This window comes from Terrihalobacillus insolitus, from assembly GCF_028416575.1.
Classification (GTDB): Bacteria; Bacillota; Bacilli; order Bacillales; family Amphibacillaceae; genus Terrihalobacillus; species Terrihalobacillus insolitus.
The window spans coordinates 90,896-107,941 of the sequence record NZ_JAMQKB010000010.1 but is presented as its reverse complement, the minus strand read 5'-3'; the positions used below and the strand labels follow the sequence as shown (position 1 = coordinate 107,941).

Annotated in this window: 17 protein-coding genes; 10 read left to right on the top strand and 7 right to left on the bottom strand. The window is 41.1% G+C overall.

Features of this window, described 5'->3' with window-relative positions:
- The first annotated feature begins 9 nt into the window (after nucleotides 1–9).
- Both NC797_RS11290 and NC797_RS11285 read left to right on the top strand, forming a co-directional pair.
- Nucleotides 10–309 (top strand): YwdI family protein, encoded by a 300-nt coding sequence (locus NC797_RS11290; RefSeq protein ID WP_272436887.1) that lies wholly within the window; start codon nucleotides 10–12, stop codon nucleotides 307–309.
- A gap of 185 nt (nucleotides 310–494) precedes the next feature.
- Nucleotides 495–863 (top strand): DUF423 domain-containing protein, encoded by a 369-nt coding sequence (locus NC797_RS11285; RefSeq protein ID WP_272436886.1) that lies wholly within the window; start codon nucleotides 495–497, stop codon nucleotides 861–863.
- An 80-nt stretch (nucleotides 864–943) separates the two neighbouring features.
- Here the strand turns inward: NC797_RS11285 and gerQ are convergent, their stop codons facing one another.
- From gerQ to hemQ, 3 genes are all read right to left on the bottom strand, one after another.
- Complete coding sequence (gene gerQ, locus NC797_RS11280) at nucleotides 944–1,615, bottom strand: spore coat protein GerQ (protein ID WP_272436885.1); 672 nt, start codon at nucleotides 1,613–1,615, stop codon at nucleotides 944–946.
- A 115-nt stretch (nucleotides 1,616–1,730) separates the two neighbouring features.
- Nucleotides 1,731–2,153, bottom strand: coding sequence for a cell wall hydrolase (locus NC797_RS11275; protein WP_272436884.1), 423 nt, complete (start codon nucleotides 2,151–2,153; stop codon nucleotides 1,731–1,733).
- Between the two features lie 1,281 nt (nucleotides 2,154–3,434).
- Nucleotides 3,435–4,181 (bottom strand): hydrogen peroxide-dependent heme synthase, encoded by a 747-nt coding sequence (hemQ, locus tag NC797_RS11270; RefSeq protein WP_272436883.1) that lies wholly within the window; start codon nucleotides 4,179–4,181, stop codon nucleotides 3,435–3,437.
- 244 nt (nucleotides 4,182–4,425) lie between these two features.
- Here hemQ and pta point away from each other — a divergent pair, with 244 nt between their 5' ends.
- Entirely contained in the window at nucleotides 4,426–5,409 is a 984-nt protein-coding gene (gene pta, locus NC797_RS11265; RefSeq protein WP_272436882.1) for a phosphate acetyltransferase, read from the top strand.
- Nucleotides 5,410–5,478: 69 nt separating this feature from the next.
- Here the strand turns inward: pta and NC797_RS11260 are convergent, their stop codons facing one another.
- Nucleotides 5,479–5,607 (bottom strand): hypothetical protein, encoded by a 129-nt coding sequence (locus NC797_RS11260; RefSeq protein ID WP_272436881.1) that lies wholly within the window; start codon nucleotides 5,605–5,607, stop codon nucleotides 5,479–5,481.
- Nucleotides 5,588–6,511 (bottom strand): lipoate--protein ligase family protein, encoded by a 924-nt coding sequence (locus NC797_RS11255; RefSeq protein ID WP_272436880.1) that lies wholly within the window; start codon nucleotides 6,509–6,511, stop codon nucleotides 5,588–5,590. The genes NC797_RS11260 and NC797_RS11255 overlap by 20 nt, the downstream gene beginning before the upstream one ends.
- A 330-nt stretch (nucleotides 6,512–6,841) precedes the next feature.
- Here NC797_RS11255 and NC797_RS11250 point away from each other — a divergent pair, with 330 nt between their 5' ends.
- Nucleotides 6,842–8,134 (top strand): HD domain-containing protein, encoded by a 1,293-nt coding sequence (locus tag NC797_RS11250; RefSeq protein WP_272436879.1) that lies wholly within the window; start codon nucleotides 6,842–6,844, stop codon nucleotides 8,132–8,134.
- A gap of 186 nt (nucleotides 8,135–8,320) precedes the next feature.
- Here the strand turns inward: NC797_RS11250 and NC797_RS11245 are convergent, their stop codons facing one another.
- Complete coding sequence (locus NC797_RS11245; protein WP_272436878.1) at nucleotides 8,321–8,503, bottom strand: 2-hydroxymuconate tautomerase; 183 nt, start codon at nucleotides 8,501–8,503, stop codon at nucleotides 8,321–8,323.
- 224 nt (nucleotides 8,504–8,727) lie between these two features.
- Between NC797_RS11245 and NC797_RS11240 the strand changes: the two genes are divergently transcribed.
- Nucleotides 8,728–9,240, top strand: a complete 513-nt coding sequence (locus NC797_RS11240; protein WP_272436877.1) for a YwhD family protein — start codon at nucleotides 8,728–8,730, stop codon at nucleotides 9,238–9,240.
- 342 nt (nucleotides 9,241–9,582) lie between these two features.
- Here the strand turns inward: NC797_RS11240 and NC797_RS11235 are convergent, their stop codons facing one another.
- Nucleotides 9,583–11,661 carry a transglycosylase domain-containing protein gene (locus NC797_RS11235; RefSeq protein WP_272436876.1) on the bottom strand — a complete coding sequence of 693 codons (2,079 nt, stop codon included), beginning with the start codon at nucleotides 11,659–11,661 and terminating at the stop codon, nucleotides 9,583–9,585.
- Nucleotides 11,662–11,849: 188 nt separating this feature from the next.
- Between NC797_RS11235 and speE the strand changes: the two genes are divergently transcribed.
- From speE to argS, 5 genes are all read left to right on the top strand, one after another.
- The gene (gene speE / locus NC797_RS11230; protein ID WP_272436875.1) at nucleotides 11,850–12,677 is read left to right on the top strand and encodes a polyamine aminopropyltransferase; all 828 of its coding nucleotides are present in this window, start codon (nucleotides 11,850–11,852) and stop codon (nucleotides 12,675–12,677) included.
- 17 nt (nucleotides 12,678–12,694) lie between these two features.
- Complete coding sequence (gene speB, locus NC797_RS11225) at nucleotides 12,695–13,576, top strand: agmatinase (protein ID WP_272436874.1); 882 nt, start codon at nucleotides 12,695–12,697, stop codon at nucleotides 13,574–13,576.
- Nucleotides 13,577–13,652: 76 nt separating this feature from the next.
- Nucleotides 13,653–14,723 carry an AimR family lysis-lysogeny pheromone receptor gene (locus tag NC797_RS11220; RefSeq protein ID WP_272436873.1) on the top strand — a complete coding sequence of 357 codons (1,071 nt, stop codon included), beginning with the start codon at nucleotides 13,653–13,655 and terminating at the stop codon, nucleotides 14,721–14,723.
- Nucleotides 14,724–14,819: 96 nt separating this feature from the next.
- Complete coding sequence (locus NC797_RS11215) at nucleotides 14,820–15,281, top strand: YwiB family protein (protein ID WP_272436872.1); 462 nt, start codon at nucleotides 14,820–14,822, stop codon at nucleotides 15,279–15,281.
- Nucleotides 15,253–16,923 (top strand): arginine--tRNA ligase, encoded by a 1,671-nt coding sequence (gene argS, locus NC797_RS11210; protein WP_272436871.1) that lies wholly within the window; start codon nucleotides 15,253–15,255, stop codon nucleotides 16,921–16,923. The genes NC797_RS11215 and argS overlap by 29 nt, the downstream gene beginning before the upstream one ends.
- Nucleotides 16,924–17,046 lie beyond the last annotated feature (123 nt).

Here is a 17,046-nt window from a genome sequence, read left to right as displayed (position 1 = left end):
ATGATCAACGTGGCAATTTCCAATCGTGCTGTGTTAAAGAAAATGCAAATAGAAATTCAAGAGGCTCTAAGAAAAGAGCATACAGAGTTTGTGAGGGAGCACATTCGCGCGGTAAGGTTATTGTGTGATTTGGTTTTAGAGGAAGATAAGACTAACTCAGAAAACCCAAGCAAAAAAGAGCTGGATGCGATGATTGGTGATTCCACACAACCATTGAAACAACAAAACAATGTGATTTCGGATTCAAAAACCGGGGTACCAAAAATCAATGCTGAAGAGGCTAATGGGGAGTCTATTTTTGACTTTTAATTTCTTGAAGGGGATGTTAAACACTCGCTAGCGAACTCGTTTCAGCAGGCTGAAACATCGGGGAATCAGATGGAGTCTCGACTCCACCTGATTGGAAATTCCCACCTACGCTTCGCTTATAGGTGGGGGGGCTAAAACCATTTAAAGATAAAAAGAGAATTTCCACTAAATGAAAGGGGATAGGCATGAAATTATTTTTAATACTAGGTATTCTTAATGGCTTTTTGGCAGTGACTCTTGGTGCGTTTGGAGCACACGGACTTGATGGGAAAGTCTCAGACAGTGCACTAAAAATATGGGAAAAGGCAGTCAATTATCAAATGTTTCATACGATGGCGCTTTTTTTAACAGCTTTCTTAGTTGGAAAGGTACAAGCATCGAGCATTACAACGGCAGGATGGCTATTTTTTGTAGGTATTTTGCTTTTTTCAGGAACGTTGTACATATATGCGCCAACTGGTATAAAAGTGTTTGCGATGATCACCCCAATTGGCGGACTAGCCTTCCTCATTGGCTGGTTATTTCTTGGGTATGGTATCATAAAGTATTTGTAGTCCGTTGGTTTAAAAAAGAAATAAAAACCCTTGCTGTCTATTTGTTTAACAGCAAGGGTTTTGTATTGATAGTGCGTGTTCTATCTTGGTGGGTATGCTGCCATCTGCTGGTTGTTTGCATTAGCGTACGGATATTCATAGTTTAACTCTTCATCAAATGTAACGTAGTCCAGATACACCATTAATAGAAGGTAGCGTTTTCCTGATTCAGGGTCACTAAGAATGATATGATCCCTTCCAGCTGCCTCAACAATACCTTTAAAAACCTTCGCATTCCAGCGGTCATTGTTTTCGAAAGTCATATAAACTGTGGCTTGCTTTCCACGGTTTAGACGCAAAATGTTTTCGATGTACGATTGCTCAGCTGGTAATAATCCAGGTGCATCTGGGACTGATGGTACACTGCCTGTAGGTCCTGCAGGATATGGATAACCTTGGAAGTTGCCTTGCTGGAATCCTGGTGTCGGTGTTTGTGGATAGTAATATGGGCTTTGTCCATAGCCACCAAAATCATACCCTGGAAAAGCGTATTCAGGAGCATTTGCACCACCATATCCTGGAACCCCCGCAGCTCCGTAGCTGGGAACCGCACCAGCGCCATATCCTGGAACCCCCGCAGCGCCATAGCCAGGAGCACCTGCTGCATCAAAGCCTTGAGCCCCCGCAGCGTCAAACCCTGGAACTGCTGAAGTATACGGATTCCCTCCCGATGCTTGAGGATTACCCTCAGACTTTTTCCTTTCATTACTCATATTGAAACCTCTCCCTTCAAATAATAGAGATAAGGGCTGTCGGTACAACCCCCATCGCTTTAACTATTGTGTGAATCACTCACAACCTTGTATTTTTATGTGGCTAGCCGTGAGTTTAGTAAACGGCTGGACACTCGGCTGCTGTTGGTGCAAAGAAACAGTGGGACTTATATCTTCCCGTGTTCCATTGTCCGAACCATTGTGCTGGACAACTACCCTCTGGACGGAAAAACCATAAGGAATTACTAGCAGGATCATATTTCATTCCGTTAATTGCCTTCCGTGCTTGACGTTTATCTTGCTCTCTAGCCCTTTGGTAAAAATATCCTTTTTGAGTTGCTTCAAAACCTCCTGGACTTTGATAAACCATTTTTCTTATCGTAGTAATGTCAGTAAAATCAAGGCATTTAGATCGAACACGGTTCACCCCAGTATTGCCTACCATTAGCATACCAAGTCGACCGTCACCTTCAGCCTCAGCTCGCATTAAACGCGCCAATAAAGCTACATCTGCTTCTGTGTATTGTATTACAGCCATCTAGTCACCTTCCTTTAGAAGCAAGAAGTATATTAATAGAACATATATCTTTACGCATACATTCTCTAATAACTATCCATATGCAAAAGGCGCTCAAATGATGACACGAGCACAAGGGATTTTTGTGATCGCTTTTTTGATGATGGTAACTCCAAGTGAATGAATGACAAAATTCAAATTTAGATATCCATGCGGACTGAGAGGCCCTTATTTTGAGTAAACGGCATGATTTCCATGGTTAAGCGGACTCACAGGCCGCTATTTGTTCGAAAAGGGCTATTTACGGCTGGCTTTTCGGCAATTAAGGGCCTCTCAGTCCGCGAACCCCGTCAAAACCACGGTTTTCTGCCAAATAGCGTCCTCTGAGTCCGCTAAAAATTCGATGCGGACTCAGAGGCCCTTATTTTGAGTAAACGGCATGATGTCTACGGTTAAGCGGACTCACAGGCCGCTATTTGCTCAAAATGGGCTATTTACGGCTGGCTTTTCGGCAATTAAGGGCCTCTCAGTCCGCGAACCCCGCCAAAACCACGGTTTTCTGCCAAATAGCGTCCTCTGAGTCCGCTAAAAATTCGATGCGGACTCAGAGGCCCTTATTTTGAGTAAACGGCATGATTTCCATGGTTAAGCGGACTCACAGGCCGCTATTTGCTCGAAAAGGGCTATTTACGGCTGGCATTTCGGCAATTAAGGGCCTCTCAGTCCGCGAACCCCGCCAAAACCATGGTTTTCTGCCAAATAGCGTCCTCTGAGTCCGCTAAAAATTCGATGCGGACTGAGAGGCCCTTATTTTGAGTAAACGGCATGATTTCCATGGTTAAGCGGACTCACAGGCCGCTATTTGCTCGAAAAGGGCTATTTACGGCTGGCTTTTCGCCAATTAAGGGCCTCTCAGTCCGTGAACCCCGTCAAAACCACGGTTTTCTGCCAAATAGCGTCCTCTCAGTCCGCTGAACCCACCAAAACCCTGAATTTGTGCCAAATAGTGTCCTCTGGGTCTGAAGTTACCGAACAACAAGGTAATTCAATGTTGCTACAGGACGTCGCGCCTTCACCGAATCACTGACTTATCGTACGAGTGAGGGAGGCTCACTATAGCTTTAGCGCTGAAACCAGTCAGAGACAACTATTCGATCGTTATCGACATACAACCTCTATAAAAAAAGCTTCCTCTCTACATGTTTATGTAGTAAGAAAGCTTTCCATTAATCCAAATTCTGTTGTGGGGTTGCTTCAAACTCCGCATAGATAATAATGTGAAGTTTCGCCTATATCACTTTGTTATATTTGCAGATAGGAAGGGATTTCTTCTTTTTTTAGAATGTTCCCAACGAAAAATGCGCCGAATTCAGCGTAGCGCGCACTTACTTCATCAAATCGCATTTCATATACAAGCTTTTTAATTTCTAATACATCATGTGCAAAAAGAGTGACACCCCATTCCCAGTCATCAAATCCCATTGACCCAGTAATGATTTGTCTAATTTTCCCGGCATACTTACGACCTGTCTTACTATGTTCATACATCAGTTTCGAGCGGTCGTCCTTTGGCAGCATGTACCAGTTATCATTGCCTTGACGACGCTTGTCCATCGGGTAAAAGCAAATATGGTTCCATTTCGGCAACGTAGGCTTTAATCTAGCTTGGATTTCTGGATTTTGTTCAGGATCTTCGCCACCCTTTGCCATATATTTTGAAAGTTCGACAACAGACACATAAGAGTATGCTGGAACGGTATAGGCAGCAAATGTTGACTTATTAAACGCAGTTTCGACCTCTTGTAGCTCCTCCATTGTCGGACGCAAGATCATGAAAATAATATCAGCCTTTTGGCCGGTAATCCTGTACAAGGCATGACTACCATTTTTGCTACTTTCTACATCTTCCCATTTTGACACTAGCTGTTGTAATTCGTTGATCGCTGCTTGACGCTCTTCATTAGATGCAAGCTTCCATGACGTCCAATCAATTGTTCTTAAATCATGTAAACAGTACCAACCATCCATCGTTTCGACTGCTTCTGGCATTGCGAACGCCTCCTTTACATTTTCTAACACTGATTTTAATATAACACAATTGGGGAATGATAAACACGGTTAGCCCATCGGACGGCTATAGTCTTATATTATTGTCATGATTTTGACAAATATGGTTTTGTTCGTTTAATCATGCATACATAAAGATGGTGCAATCTCGGTAAAAACGAATTAGTTTTAATCATACACAAAAAATCGTATCATATATAACAGGATATTATCTAGGAGGGTTAAAATGAGTGATTTATTTTCTGATTTAAAACAAAAAATTGTTCATAAGAATAAGCGGATCGTATTTCCAGAAGGTTTAGATGAAAGAATTTTAACCGCAGCTAATAAACTAGGTGAAGAAGAATTACTTAAACCTGTATTAATTGGAAACAAGGATAAAATAGCACAGAAGGCTAAAGAAATGGAAACAGAACTGGAAAATGTCGAAATTATTGATCCAACTCGATATGATAAGATGGATAAAATGGTTCAGAGCTTTGTTAAACGTAGAAACGGAAAAGTAACCGAAGAGGATGCTCGCCGTATTTTACAGGATGAAAATTATTTTGGAACGATGCTTGTCTATTTAAGTGAAGCAGACGGCCTTGTTAGTGGTGCTGCACATTCAACCGCAGACACAGTTCGACCTGCCCTGCAAATTATTAAGACGAAACAAGGAATAAAAAAGACATCTGGCGTTTTTATCATGATTCGTGGAGAAGAAAAATACGTTTTTGCTGACTGTGCCATCAACATAGCACCAGATAGTCAGGATCTTGCCGAAATTGCGCTTGCAAGTGCTGATACGGCAGCGCTGTTTGATGTAGATCCCCGCGTTGCAATGCTAAGTTTTTCAACAAAAGGCTCAGCAAAATCGGAAGAGACAAGTAAAGTGGCAGAAGCGGTGAATATTGCCAGAGCAAACAATCCGAGTTTAGTTTTAGACGGCGAATTTCAGTTTGACGCAGCCTTTGTCCCATCGGTCGCAGCTAAGAAAGCACCGGATTCAGACATCAAGGGTGATGCCAACGTATTCATTTTTCCAGGTTTAGAGGCAGGGAACATTGGCTACAAAATCGCGCAACGACTCGGCAATTTTGAAGCAGTTGGTCCTGTTTTACAAGGATTAAACCGGCCAGTAAACGACCTATCAAGAGGTTGCAGTGCAGAAGATGTTTACAAACTAGCAATCATCACAGCAACACAATCACTAGAAAGCTCAGAGTAAGAAAGGCTTAAATCAGGCGATCACCCGAAAAAGAGGTGATCGCCGAAAAGTCAAATAATTGTTGATTTGCTAGCCGACCGGATCCCAATTTGCAGCATCCCGACCAGTCCGAGCACCCGCCCGACCCCAGCTCCCAGCTGGATCTGGCCATCCGTCCGAATCGAGCGCTCCTCCTACTTTATCCAAGTATTTTCTCATTCCTTTCCACCATCAAAGCATAGCGCTTTTGATACCATGCCAGTTCTTCCTCGATTAATTCATCCTGTGTGTATGTGCCGTTACAAAGCCTATCTAAGGACTTTTTTACCCGTTCGACTACTTCTCCTACTGTTATTTCCGTGCTTAGAAGTTCGGATAAGGACGCCATCGTATCAGGTACAACTTCAGGGTACTCAAAACGAGTGGTTCCGATTTGATCACCAAGTCCAACTGCATAGAAATCGCGAATGAGTGCTGCCCTGCTAGAACCACTGCCGTCTACACACAAATAAATTTGGACAGCACTCCCATTTTTAACCCTCCGTTGCGAAATCCCGGCAAATTTTAGCCCTTTCAAGCTTAGGTCATAATCCCCTGGGCAGTATGATCCTCTGACCTCACCTACCTCTATTTCCTTTGTTATATCGGCAAAAAGTTCCTTAATAAACCAAACCATTGCATCATACCCAGTATGGATATCGATTTGCTTTGCATCCGGTAAAACAAGCGAAAGATTTAACACACCAGCATCTAATAAAACAGCAAGTCCACCCGAGTTTCGGACGATTGCACTATATCCCTGTTTTTTCAACCATGAAAGCCCTCGCTCTATGTACGGTAATCTTGCATCAGGAATACCAAGTACAATGGTTTTTTCATATACCCAAAGCCGAGCAGTTGGAGGTGAAATCGTTTCTCCAACAGAAATCGTGAGTGCATCATCGATAGCAAACGATTCCATGGCAGGTGGGATGCTTAAAGGATCCGTACTTTCCTTTTGTTTGGCAGGAGAGGTGGGACGATCAATTGCTATTACATCCATATCCCCGCTTCCTACCTTTGATGTTGTATGATCTATTATTCGAAATGTATGATGTTTAAAAAATTGATTCCATTTATCCACAAATACGCACACCCTAACTATATTTTAAGAAGTTGTTCAAAAAGTCACCAAATGATAAGCGGCGCATCTCTTCGTTGGCTTGTTTTTCCGTTACTCACGTATTAAAAGCATATCCTTAGAAAAAGAAGAACACTTTTTCTTCGTGCGAGGTAATGCTTTCGAAGCAACAAGCTTTCGCTACGTTACTCAAAACAGCGCCGCCTTGACCTGCTTGCTTCTAATTTGCCGACTTTTTGAACACGCATTTTAACAAATATGCATAAAAAACTTTTTGTTATCTCCTATCTATTATATAATAAACCTATCGAATAGAAACGGGATGGTCAAAAAATGACATATAAAGACCAGCAATTAAGTGAAGAAAAGGTGTTTAAGGATCCAGTACATCGATATATCCATGTTAAAGACCAAGTAATATGGGATTTAATTGGTACACCAGAATTTCAAAGACTCAGGCGAATCAAACAGCTCGGAACCTCTTATGTAACCTTCCATGGTGCCGAACACAGTCGATTTAATCATTCTTTAGGAGTGTATGAAATCGTCCGTCGAATCCTTTCCAATTTTGAGGGGAAGCCCTTCTGGAATCAAGAGGAGCGATTGCTTTGCTTATGTGCGGCACTGCTTCATGACCTTGGCCATGGGCCGTTTTCTCACTCCTTTGAAAAAGTTTTTAAACTAGATCATGAAGCATTTACAAGAGCGATAATTTTAGGGAATACGCATGTCCATCATATATTGCAAAGGGTGGAACAGAATTTCCCGCAAAAGGTAGCTGACGTGATCAACAAAACGTATGAGGATAAGCTTGTCATTAGTTTAATCTCAAGCCAAATCGACGCAGATCGAATGGACTACCTGCAGCGTGACGCCTACTATACAGGGGTGAGTTATGGACACTTTGATATGGAGCGGATTCTTCGGGTCATGCGTCCGACAGAGGATCAATTAGTAATAAAAGATACTGGAATGCATGCAGTAGAGGATTACATCATGAGCCGATATCAAATGTATTGGCAGGTTTATTTCCATCCTGTTACTCGAAGTGCGGAGGTCATTCTATCTAAAATTTTACACCGATCAAAATATTTATTTGAAAACAACTACACATTTAAACTCAATCCGATCCATTTTTTATCCTTTTTTACAGAACAGGTGCAATTAGAAGAATACTTGAATCTCGACGAATCGGTTGTACTTTACTATTTCCAAATGTGGAAGGAAGAAGAAGATCCGATCCTCAGTGATTTGTGTAATCGTTTCATTAACCGACAATTGTTTAAGTATATCGAGTTTAATCCAAATCAACAAATGGTCGCGTGGCAAGAGTTGTATTCTTTGTTCCAAGAGGTGGGGATCGATCCATCGTATTATCTGGTTGTTGATTCTTCCTCCGATTTGCCATACGATTTTTATCGGCCAGGTGAAGAGGAAGAACGGCTGCCGATTCATTTATTGACGAAAAAAAATGAATTACGAGAGCTGTCCAGATTGTCAGACATTGTCGAATCCATTTCTGGTAAAAAAAGAACGGATAATAAGCTTTATTTTCCACTCGATTTTTTGGAAGCATTACCAAGTGGTAGTAAAGCAAAAAAAAGGATTTTTGAAATACTGCGGTGAAGCTGAGACTTCCAAGGGGCATGGGTGGTTATCGAACAAGCAATGCAGGAAAGAGATAAAGAAAACGCATCAAATAAGAGAGCAGCAGTCTTCCAATGGGAATTAAGGCCCGGCTCTTATAAAAGAAAAAGGAAGCATGGCGTCATTCCATTGAGTGGCTGCTACGCTTCCTTTTTTAGTTTTCAGTCAATCAATTAGACGTTTTCCTGCAACACCGTAGTCATTTTTGGACATTTCTTCAATGAAAACGGTGACTTTTTCCTTTGACGCTCCCGTTGATTCTACAACAGCATCTGTTACTTTTTCTACTAAAGCTTTTTTCTGATCATCGTTTCTTCCTTCTAACATTTTAACAGTTACATATGGCATTCGTTTAACCTCCTCAACTATTTCAGTTCAAAAAGTCGCCGCCTATCATTTGATGACTTTTTGAACCTCCTCTACTAGTATTCCCGATCATGAAACGAAAAACAAGTTGTAAGTACGAATACAAGCAAATGTCCAATTGTTCACGAACCACAGAAGATGATACCGGTTATGGAATTATGCTACAATATTTAACACAGTCATAGCATGGAAGGAGAATCATGAACATGAGTGAAGATCAATCCCCTAAAAAGAAAAATAATGCGTTTACGATCATGAAGGATGATTCAACAGATGGACATGGTGGGTATGGGGTAGGCTCTATCAGCTTAGAGAATGTATCCCCTGTTATCATTGATCCAAATGAAGATCGCGCATTTGTTGATATGGGAGCAATGCATGCCAGAAGTGAAGTGGAACGACGTGTTAAATTTTTACCAGATAAAGATGCAGTGCCGAATGGTAAACTATACTGGATTGTGTGGGTAACTGTGGATCGAAAAGAATCGGGTCCATACTATGCTGGAGTTGCAGGAAGTGAAATTCGTGTAGATCGACCGATAAAGCGTGCCTACAAATCGATGCCAGAACATGTGACACATTTAGATAAATCGATGAAGGGAAAAATCATTGTCGACCATATGGATGATCATTCAAAAAAACTACTGAGGGATTTCCTGAAGGAGTTTCGACCAGAGTTGTGGGAAAACTCGACGGATGAGTTAAAAAATGCTTTATGAGGTTGTTCAAAAAGTCACCAAGTGAAAGGCTACGCATCAGCTTGCCCACGACGCTTGTTACTCATTTACTGGCTTTTTGAACACGTAGATTTGAACAAATTGTGACTGAATTTTGAACTTTTCTTAAAACAATTGAGGTTTTCGTTTGAAATTTGTACAATAGAAAACACATGGATTATACATGTTTACTAGGACAAAGAAAAAGGTCGGATTCTTGCATCCGGCCTTTTTCTTACTTAATTCATGGAATTTTAATCTTTAAGTGGATTAGACCCTACCTGATTCCCCGATGTTTCAGCGTGCTGAAGCGAGTTCGCCTCTTTTCTCCCAAGCAATATGTCGTCAAGAGAGCATATCCTTCAACAACTCCCAGAATCCTTTTTTCTTTTTGCTCTTGTTTGGTGCGTTCTCCTCTTTACTTTTGTCTTGCTCCTTCGGCTTTTGTTCCGTACAGTAGGATGTTGGTTGAGTACCTTCAACAAAGTACATAAGGCGCTGCGGCTCACAATTACGTGTGGCAAGGTCTCCTGTTTTTGGATCGATCAACACAGAAATAACACCATCAGGCTTTTTAAATTGTTTAGTTGGAATTCCCTCATGAGCCTCTTCCATAAATCCGGCCCATATCTCCTTTGCATATTGTTTCTCCTGTGTTTTTTCAATCGGTTTATTCTGATCATACCCAGTCCAAACTCCTGTAACAATATCGGGGCTAAAACCGATCATCCAGCTATCCGTGTCGGTTGTACCTGATTTCCCAGCGTATGTCCTAGTTAATTGATCGGCAATCGATGCTCCAGTCACGCGCATGTATCCATTAAGAGATTCGTCAAACATCCCTGTCATTAGTTGGCTAAGAATGAACGTTTGTTTTGGATCTAATACAGGATCTTTCTCGGGAAGTTCTTTTTCATAGATGACATTCCCTTTAATATCGGTTATTTTTTCTATCGTATAGGCATCTACAGGAATCCCTCCATTGGCGATTCTACTGTATCCAGTTACCATCTCTTCCACGGATACGGAGGAAGTTCCCAGTGCGAGCGATGGAACGGGCTGTAGTTTGCTATCAATGCCAAATTTCTTCGCTGTTTTGACAAGACGGTCCGGACTTAAGTAAAGGTTCGTTTTCACCGCATAGATGTTATCTGACAAAGCAAGTGCTTGTGCTAGTGTTATTGGCTCATAGGCATAGTATCCGTTGTAGTTACTTGGTTGATAAACTTGACCATTTGCTAGTTTAAAATTAGTCGGTTTACTCATTAAAGTCGTAGTAGGCGTATAACCGCTAGTTAACGCTGCGTAGTACAAAAAAGGTTTGAACGAGGAGCCGGGCATCCGCTTTGCCTGTACGACTCGATTAAACTGACTCTTCTCATAATTGCGTCCTCCCACCAATGATAGAATACCACCTGTTTTTGGGTTCATAGCTAGTGCGCCGACTTGCATCGTTGCACTACTCTTCATCTTTTTCTGGATTTGTTGCTCGAGTATGCGCTGTTTATCGCGATTAAGAGTAGTGTAGACCTGGTAACCACCCGACCTTATTGTTTCGATATCTTCATCTAAGATGTTCTTCAATTCTTCTAGGACCACATCTTGGAAATAAGGTGCGACTGCAATTTTTTTTCTTTCCTTTTGTTTGCTGAGGGCAAGTTTTTCACGAGTTGCCAAATATTTATCTTGTTCCGTAATTTGACCGCGTTCTTCCATGGCTGCTAATATTTGCGCTTGTCTTTCTTTGGCATTTTCGTAATCTCGGAATGGAGAGTAATAGGATGGGCCTTTTGGAATACCAGCCAATAGCGCAGATTCAGCTAATGTTAATGCATTCGCAGACTTGTTAAAAAAATATCGACTAGCAGCCTCAATCCCATATGAGCCATGACCATAGTAAATCGTATTTAAATAACCTTCTAAAATTGTGTCTTTATCGTAAAACATTTCCAGTCGAATCGTATAAATGGCTTCTTTAAACTTTCTTGTCCACGTTTTTTCCTGGGATAAATAAAGGTTTCGGGCGTACTGCTGGGTGATGGTGCTTGCTCCTTGGACCATGGACATACTTGTTAAATCCTGAAATGCAGCAGACAATATTCGGGTAAAATCAAATCCGAAGTGCTGATAAAAATCACGATCCTCTGTAGTTAAAGTTGCTTGAATGAGCGAAGGAGAGATGTCCTCTAAGTCGGTCCAATAGCGATTTTCCATTCCATGCTCTTCCCCGATCACCTTGCCTGATTGGCTGTAGTAGATCGTGTTCTGGTCATTTTTTAATGGTGGTGGTCCAAGGAAATAACTGACTGTTAGGACACTAACCATTGCTACAATACTAATAAACACCAACAAAATCGTACCAATGACAGTCCACCTTAAGGCTTTATTTTTAATGTTTCCATACTTGTTTAATGTTTTTAACATCGGGAACTCTCCTAAATAAGAAAAAAATATACGAAAAAATATTATGTTCTTATCATTATAGGGGAAAATAGAGAGAAATAAACGTTTGGAAATTACTTGATTTTTTCATTCGTTTCTCTATAATTTTAAGGAATCAGTGAATATTTGAAGGCATCGTTTGAACAACGATTGAAAAGGAGTTTTACTACATGGATTTATGGTTTACTGAAAAACAAACAGAAAAATTTGGTATTACAGCAAAAGTGAAACAAACATTGCACACGGAGCAGACGGATTTTCAAAAGCTGGACATGATCGAAACAGAGGAATGGGGAAACATGCTTGTGCTTGATGGCATGGTAATGACAACTCAAAAAGATGAGTTTGTCTATCATGAGATGATCGCACACGTTCCATTATTTACACACCCCAGTCCAAAACATGTGTTGGTCGTTGGTGGTGGTGACGGTGGGGTAATCCGCGAAATTCTCAAACATAAACAAGTGGAAAAGGCTACATTAGTAGAAATAGATGGGAAAGTAATCGAATACTCCAAAAAATACATACCGAAAATTGCAGGTGCATTAGATGATCCACGAGTAGAGGTGAAAGTTGCCGATGGATTTAAGCATATAGCCGAAAGTAAACGAGCTTATGATGTCATTATGGTTGATTCAACGGAGCCAGTTGGACCTGCTGTCGGTTTATTTACAAAAGGGTTTTATGATGGGATATCAAAAGCTCTGAAGGAAGATGGTATTCTTGTCGCACAAACGGACAACCCGTGGTTTAAAGCAGATTTAATAAAACAAGTATACGGGGATGTGCAAGAAATTTTCCCTATTACAAGACTGTATACGGCGAACATTCCGACCTATCCGAGTGGGCTTTGGACATTTACAATGGGAAGTAAAATCCATGACCCGTTAAAGGTGAAAGAGGAGCGCTTTACAGAAATCGAAACGAACTATTATACAAAAGAACTTCACTATGCATCCTTTGCACTTCCGAAGTTTGTCAAGGATTTAACCGAGTAAGGGGAGGGAATCAAGAAATGCGGTTTGATGAAGCATATTCTGGCAAAGTATTTATTATGGCTCGACCAGACCATAAGCAGGCAGATGCCATTTTATACGGTATGCCAATGGATTGGACAGTAAGTTTTCGACCAGGTTCTCGATTTGGACCTAGCAGAATTAGGGAAGCTTCCATTGGCTTAGAAGAATATAGCCCATATATGGACAAGCACTTAGAAGAGGTGAACTACTTTGACGCTGGAGACATTCCACTACCATTTGGGAATCCGAAACGCAGCTTGACGATGATTTATGACTATGTAAAAAAAATACTCGACATGGACAAATTTCCATTAGGACTAGGTGGAGAGCATCTCGTTAGCTGGCCGATTATACAAGCAGTATATGAAAAATACCCAGATATAGCGCTTATCCACATTGATGCACACGCAGACCTAAGGGAAGAGTATGAAGGAGAACCACTATCCCATTCCACACCAATTCGGAAGGCATGTGCATTAATCGGACCTTCCAATGTGTACTCATTTGGTATTCGTTCTGGCATGCGAGAAGAATTTCAATATGCGAAAGAGAGTGGTATGCACATGGCAAAATTTGATGTTGCTGCCCCGCTACGAGAGATTCTTCCATCATTAAAAGGAAGAAATGTATATGTAACGATTGATATAGATGTGTTAGATCCAGCTTATGGACCTGGGACTGGTACAGCAGAAGCAGGGGGAATAACATCAAAAGAACTGCTCGAGGCCATTCAACTTATTGCAGAAGCACCGATTCATGTGATTGGTGCAGACCTGGTCGAAGTTGCGCCGGCATATGATCCGACAGAACAAACTGCCATTGCCGCAAGCAAGTTTGTCCGCGAAATATTGTTAGGCTGGGTAAATAGAGCTAAATAATTGTATTATTTTATATAAATATGTCGAAAATGAACACCTCGTGGTACAATAAGGAAAATAGTAAGGTGTGGTAACGATGTTCAATAACCATCATGATATGAAATCCTTGGATGGGCAACAGCCTTTGATGAATAAATCGATCTTTCAGGAGCAATTTGTCGTGAACGGTGAAGAGCTCCCACTAAATCTTATCATCAAAATGTTGTCCGCGAGATACGCGCCAGCTGAAGTAATGGAGTTGATGCGTGCTGTTTGTCTCCATGTAACATCGGATGACAATTTACGTGTTAGCTTAGAATTTTTGTACACAAACGGATTTTTAGACGACGTAGCCATATTGATAAACAAAAACAAGCAGGTCCATAACGCCAGAAATCACAATTGGGCTAGTGTCTATCAAGTAATTTTAGATCGACGTAAAAATAGAACAAAACCACACCGGTATTTGTCCATGCTGAGCAGCTTAAAGCTAGAAGAAGATGTGCTTTTATGCTTGCGTGATTTTTTACACGTCTATGCTTATTATGAAATGTGTCAATACGGAATGCTTGGAAAATATTTAGATTCTTTAACAGAAAACCTTGCAACGATAGAGGAACCACTTATAAAAGAACTTTTCTCGTTGCGGTTAGATGAAGTGCTATTGACCTATCATTGGAAAAGAAACGAAATGGTGATGGCTAGAAAATATGGTTTTCGTCTGTTAAACAACACATACAACCCCAGGAAGAAAACGGATATTCATAATACGATGGCCCTAGGCTATGTGTTTGATCGCTACCAACAGGCAATGTCTCACGCCAATGAAGCATTAACCATTGCCCATTCCATAAACCATAGCCCAGGTGTCTACGGTATCACCAATTATACGATTCCATTTATTTCGGCCTATCATGGGGTAACGGACGGGGTCACTTCTGATGATGAAGCGGAACAAGCCCATCTTGCATTAGCTAGAGGTGACAATGCAGCGTGTATCGAAATTATTGCTAACATCGAATTTAAAACACCCTTTCAAATGTATTATTTAGGAAAAGCAATGCAGGATAAGCGATTATTAGAAAAATCTTACGTGCGGTTTATTGAAGAGCGGAGCGACTATTTTTTTGCTAGACTACCACTCCTCGAGCTTAATAGGCTAAACTAACAAGCGCTTCCGAATAGTTGGGAGCGTTTTTGCACTTTTGGTAAAATAGAATTAGAATATTTCATATGACTGACATTTGGATGGGAGTTTACAAACGTGGTGCAAAAAATTCCAGTCTCAATAGACTTAACAACCGAGATACGAGAGCTAGATCATGTAGAATCGATAACGATAGAAGAGTCGGGTACCTTAATAAAAAAGGGAAATATAAACGTTCTGACCTTTGTTGAGCACAGAGAAGAGGCAGAGGATATTCTAGCGTTGATCACAATTCAACCTGGTAAAGTAAGCGTAAAACGGAGTGGTGGTGTGGAAATGCACCAAGTATTTAAAAGAAAGCAGACAACAGAAAACGTTTATCGCCACGAATATGGAACCTTACATATGGAAACCTATACGGATCAAATAAGCTACCACCAGCTTGGCAATCAAAAAAAGGGAGAGCTTTTTGTAAGCTACCAGGTCAAGTTGAACGGTGAACAGAAGAGAAAACATCGATTGACGTTATCTTTTAAGGAGGAAACCAAGGATGAACATTATGGAGGAGACACAGAATAGATTAAAATTTGAAATTGCTCAAGCCGTTTTAAAGGCAGGTCTCGCAACCGAAGAAGAACTACCGGATGTTGTGCTCGATCAGCCTAAGGATAAAACACATGGTGATTACGCTACCAACATCGCGATGCAGCTAGCTAGAATCGCAAAAATGGCACCAAGAAAGATTGCAGAAGACATTGTGGCACAGTTTGATGAAACAAGAGCATCGATCAAAAAGATGGAAATAGCGGGACCTGGGTTCATTAACTTTTTTATGGACAATCATTATTTAACCAATCTCATCCCGAACATATTAAAAGCTGGGGAGACATACGGTAAAACAAACACTGGAAACGGTCATAAAATCCAAGTCGAATTTGTTTCTGCTAATCCTACAGGGGATCTGCACTTAGGGCATGCGCGTGGTGCGGCTGTTGGTGATGCACTGTGCAACATCCTAGAAAAAGCAGGCTATGATGTCCAGCGCGAGTACTATATTAACGATGCTGGTAATCAAATGATGAATTTGGCGCTATCTGTTGAAGCTCGCTATATGCAGGCACTAGGGGAAGAATGGGACATGCCTGAAGATGGTTATCATGGAAAGGACATCATCGAGTTAGGAATGGAAATCGCGAATAAGGATGGAGATAAGTGGGTCCACCAATCCGAAGAAGCACGCCGCAAATTTTTTCGTGAATATGGTTTATCCTATGAGGTACAAAAACTAGAAAACGATTTGAGGCAATTTGGCGTAACCTTTCATAACTGGTTTTCCGAAACGTCTCTTTATACAGAAAATAAACTGAAACCAACACTTGAAAAGTTGAAGGAAAAAGGCTATATATACGAGAAAGACGGTGCAACTTGGTTTCGATCAACCGACTTCGGCGATGACAAAGATCGTGTCCTTATTAAACAGGATGGAAGCTACACGTACTTAACACCAGATATTGCATACCATAAAAATAAATTAGATCGTGGTTTTCAGACGTTAATCAACATTTGGGGTGCAGATCATCACGGTTATATTCCGAGAATGAAGGCGGCCATTCAAGCATTAGGGTACGAGGCCAACACATTAGAAGTAGAAATTATTCAAATGGTGAACCTTTTTCAAGATGGACAGAAGGTGAAAATGAGTAAGCGTACAGGAAAAGCGATCACATTAAGAGAGCTTATGGAAGAAGTTGGGGTTGACGCAATGCGTTATTTCTTTGTAATGCGCTCTAGTGATTCCCATCTCGATTTTGACATAGATGTAGCTCGCTCCCAGTCAAATGAAAATCCTGTTTATTATGCCCAATATGCACATGCTAGAATTTGTACGATGCTAAAGCAAGCACAGGAAAAAGGTTTAGATGTTAATGCACAGTACAATGCTTCTCTTCTCATCACAGAAAAAGAAGAAAATCTGCTTAAACGTTTAGGGGAATTCCCGCAGGTTGTCGCCGATGCCGCAGAAAAACGGACACCACATCGGATCACCCAATACATTTTTGAATTGGCTTCAACATTACACAGCTTCTATAACGCAGAAAAAGTGTTGGATCAAGATAACATCGAACGGACGAAAGCAAGGATTGCCTTAATGAAAGCTGTAAGGATCACACTTGAAAATGGCCTTACACTTATTGGTGTCAGTGCACCAGAAAAAATGTAAAACACAAAAAACGGAGTATTCGAACATGAATCGAACACTCCGTTTTTTTACGTATAGTGCGTGTTCAAAAAGTCGGCAAATTAGAAGGTCGACTAATATCGCCACGTCCTGTGGCAACGTCGA

Excerpts from the sequence above, each read along its gene's own strand:
- NC797_RS11285 (WP_272436886.1), top strand. The coding sequence starts at position 495 with ATGAAATTATTTTTAATACTAGGTATTCTTAATGGCTTTTTGGCAGTG.
- gerQ (WP_272436885.1), bottom strand. The coding sequence starts at position 1,615 with ATGAGTAATGAAAGGAAAAAGTCTGAGGGTAATCCTCAAGCATCGGGA.
- NC797_RS11275 (WP_272436884.1), bottom strand. The coding sequence starts at position 2,153 with ATGGCTGTAATACAATACACAGAAGCAGATGTAGCTTTATTGGCGCGT.
- hemQ (WP_272436883.1), bottom strand. The coding sequence starts at position 4,181 with ATGCCAGAAGCAGTCGAAACGATGGATGGTTGGTACTGTTTACATGAT.
- pta (WP_272436882.1), top strand. The coding sequence starts at position 4,426 with ATGAGTGATTTATTTTCTGATTTAAAACAAAAAATTGTTCATAAGAAT.
- NC797_RS11260 (WP_272436881.1), bottom strand. The coding sequence starts at position 5,607 with ATGAGAAAATACTTGGATAAAGTAGGAGGAGCGCTCGATTCGGACGGA.
- NC797_RS11250 (WP_272436879.1), top strand. The coding sequence starts at position 6,842 with ATGACATATAAAGACCAGCAATTAAGTGAAGAAAAGGTGTTTAAGGAT.
- NC797_RS11245 (WP_272436878.1), bottom strand. The coding sequence starts at position 8,503 with ATGCCATATGTAACTGTTAAAATGTTAGAAGGAAGAAACGATGATCAG.
- NC797_RS11240 (WP_272436877.1), top strand. The coding sequence starts at position 8,728 with ATGAGTGAAGATCAATCCCCTAAAAAGAAAAATAATGCGTTTACGATC.
- NC797_RS11235 (WP_272436876.1), bottom strand. The coding sequence starts at position 11,661 with ATGTTAAAAACATTAAACAAGTATGGAAACATTAAAAATAAAGCCTTA.
- speE (WP_272436875.1), top strand. The coding sequence starts at position 11,850 with ATGGATTTATGGTTTACTGAAAAACAAACAGAAAAATTTGGTATTACA.
- speB (WP_272436874.1), top strand. The coding sequence starts at position 12,695 with ATGCGGTTTGATGAAGCATATTCTGGCAAAGTATTTATTATGGCTCGA.
- NC797_RS11220 (WP_272436873.1), top strand. The coding sequence starts at position 13,653 with ATGTTCAATAACCATCATGATATGAAATCCTTGGATGGGCAACAGCCT.
- argS (WP_272436871.1), top strand. The coding sequence starts at position 15,253 with ATGAACATTATGGAGGAGACACAGAATAGATTAAAATTTGAAATTGCT.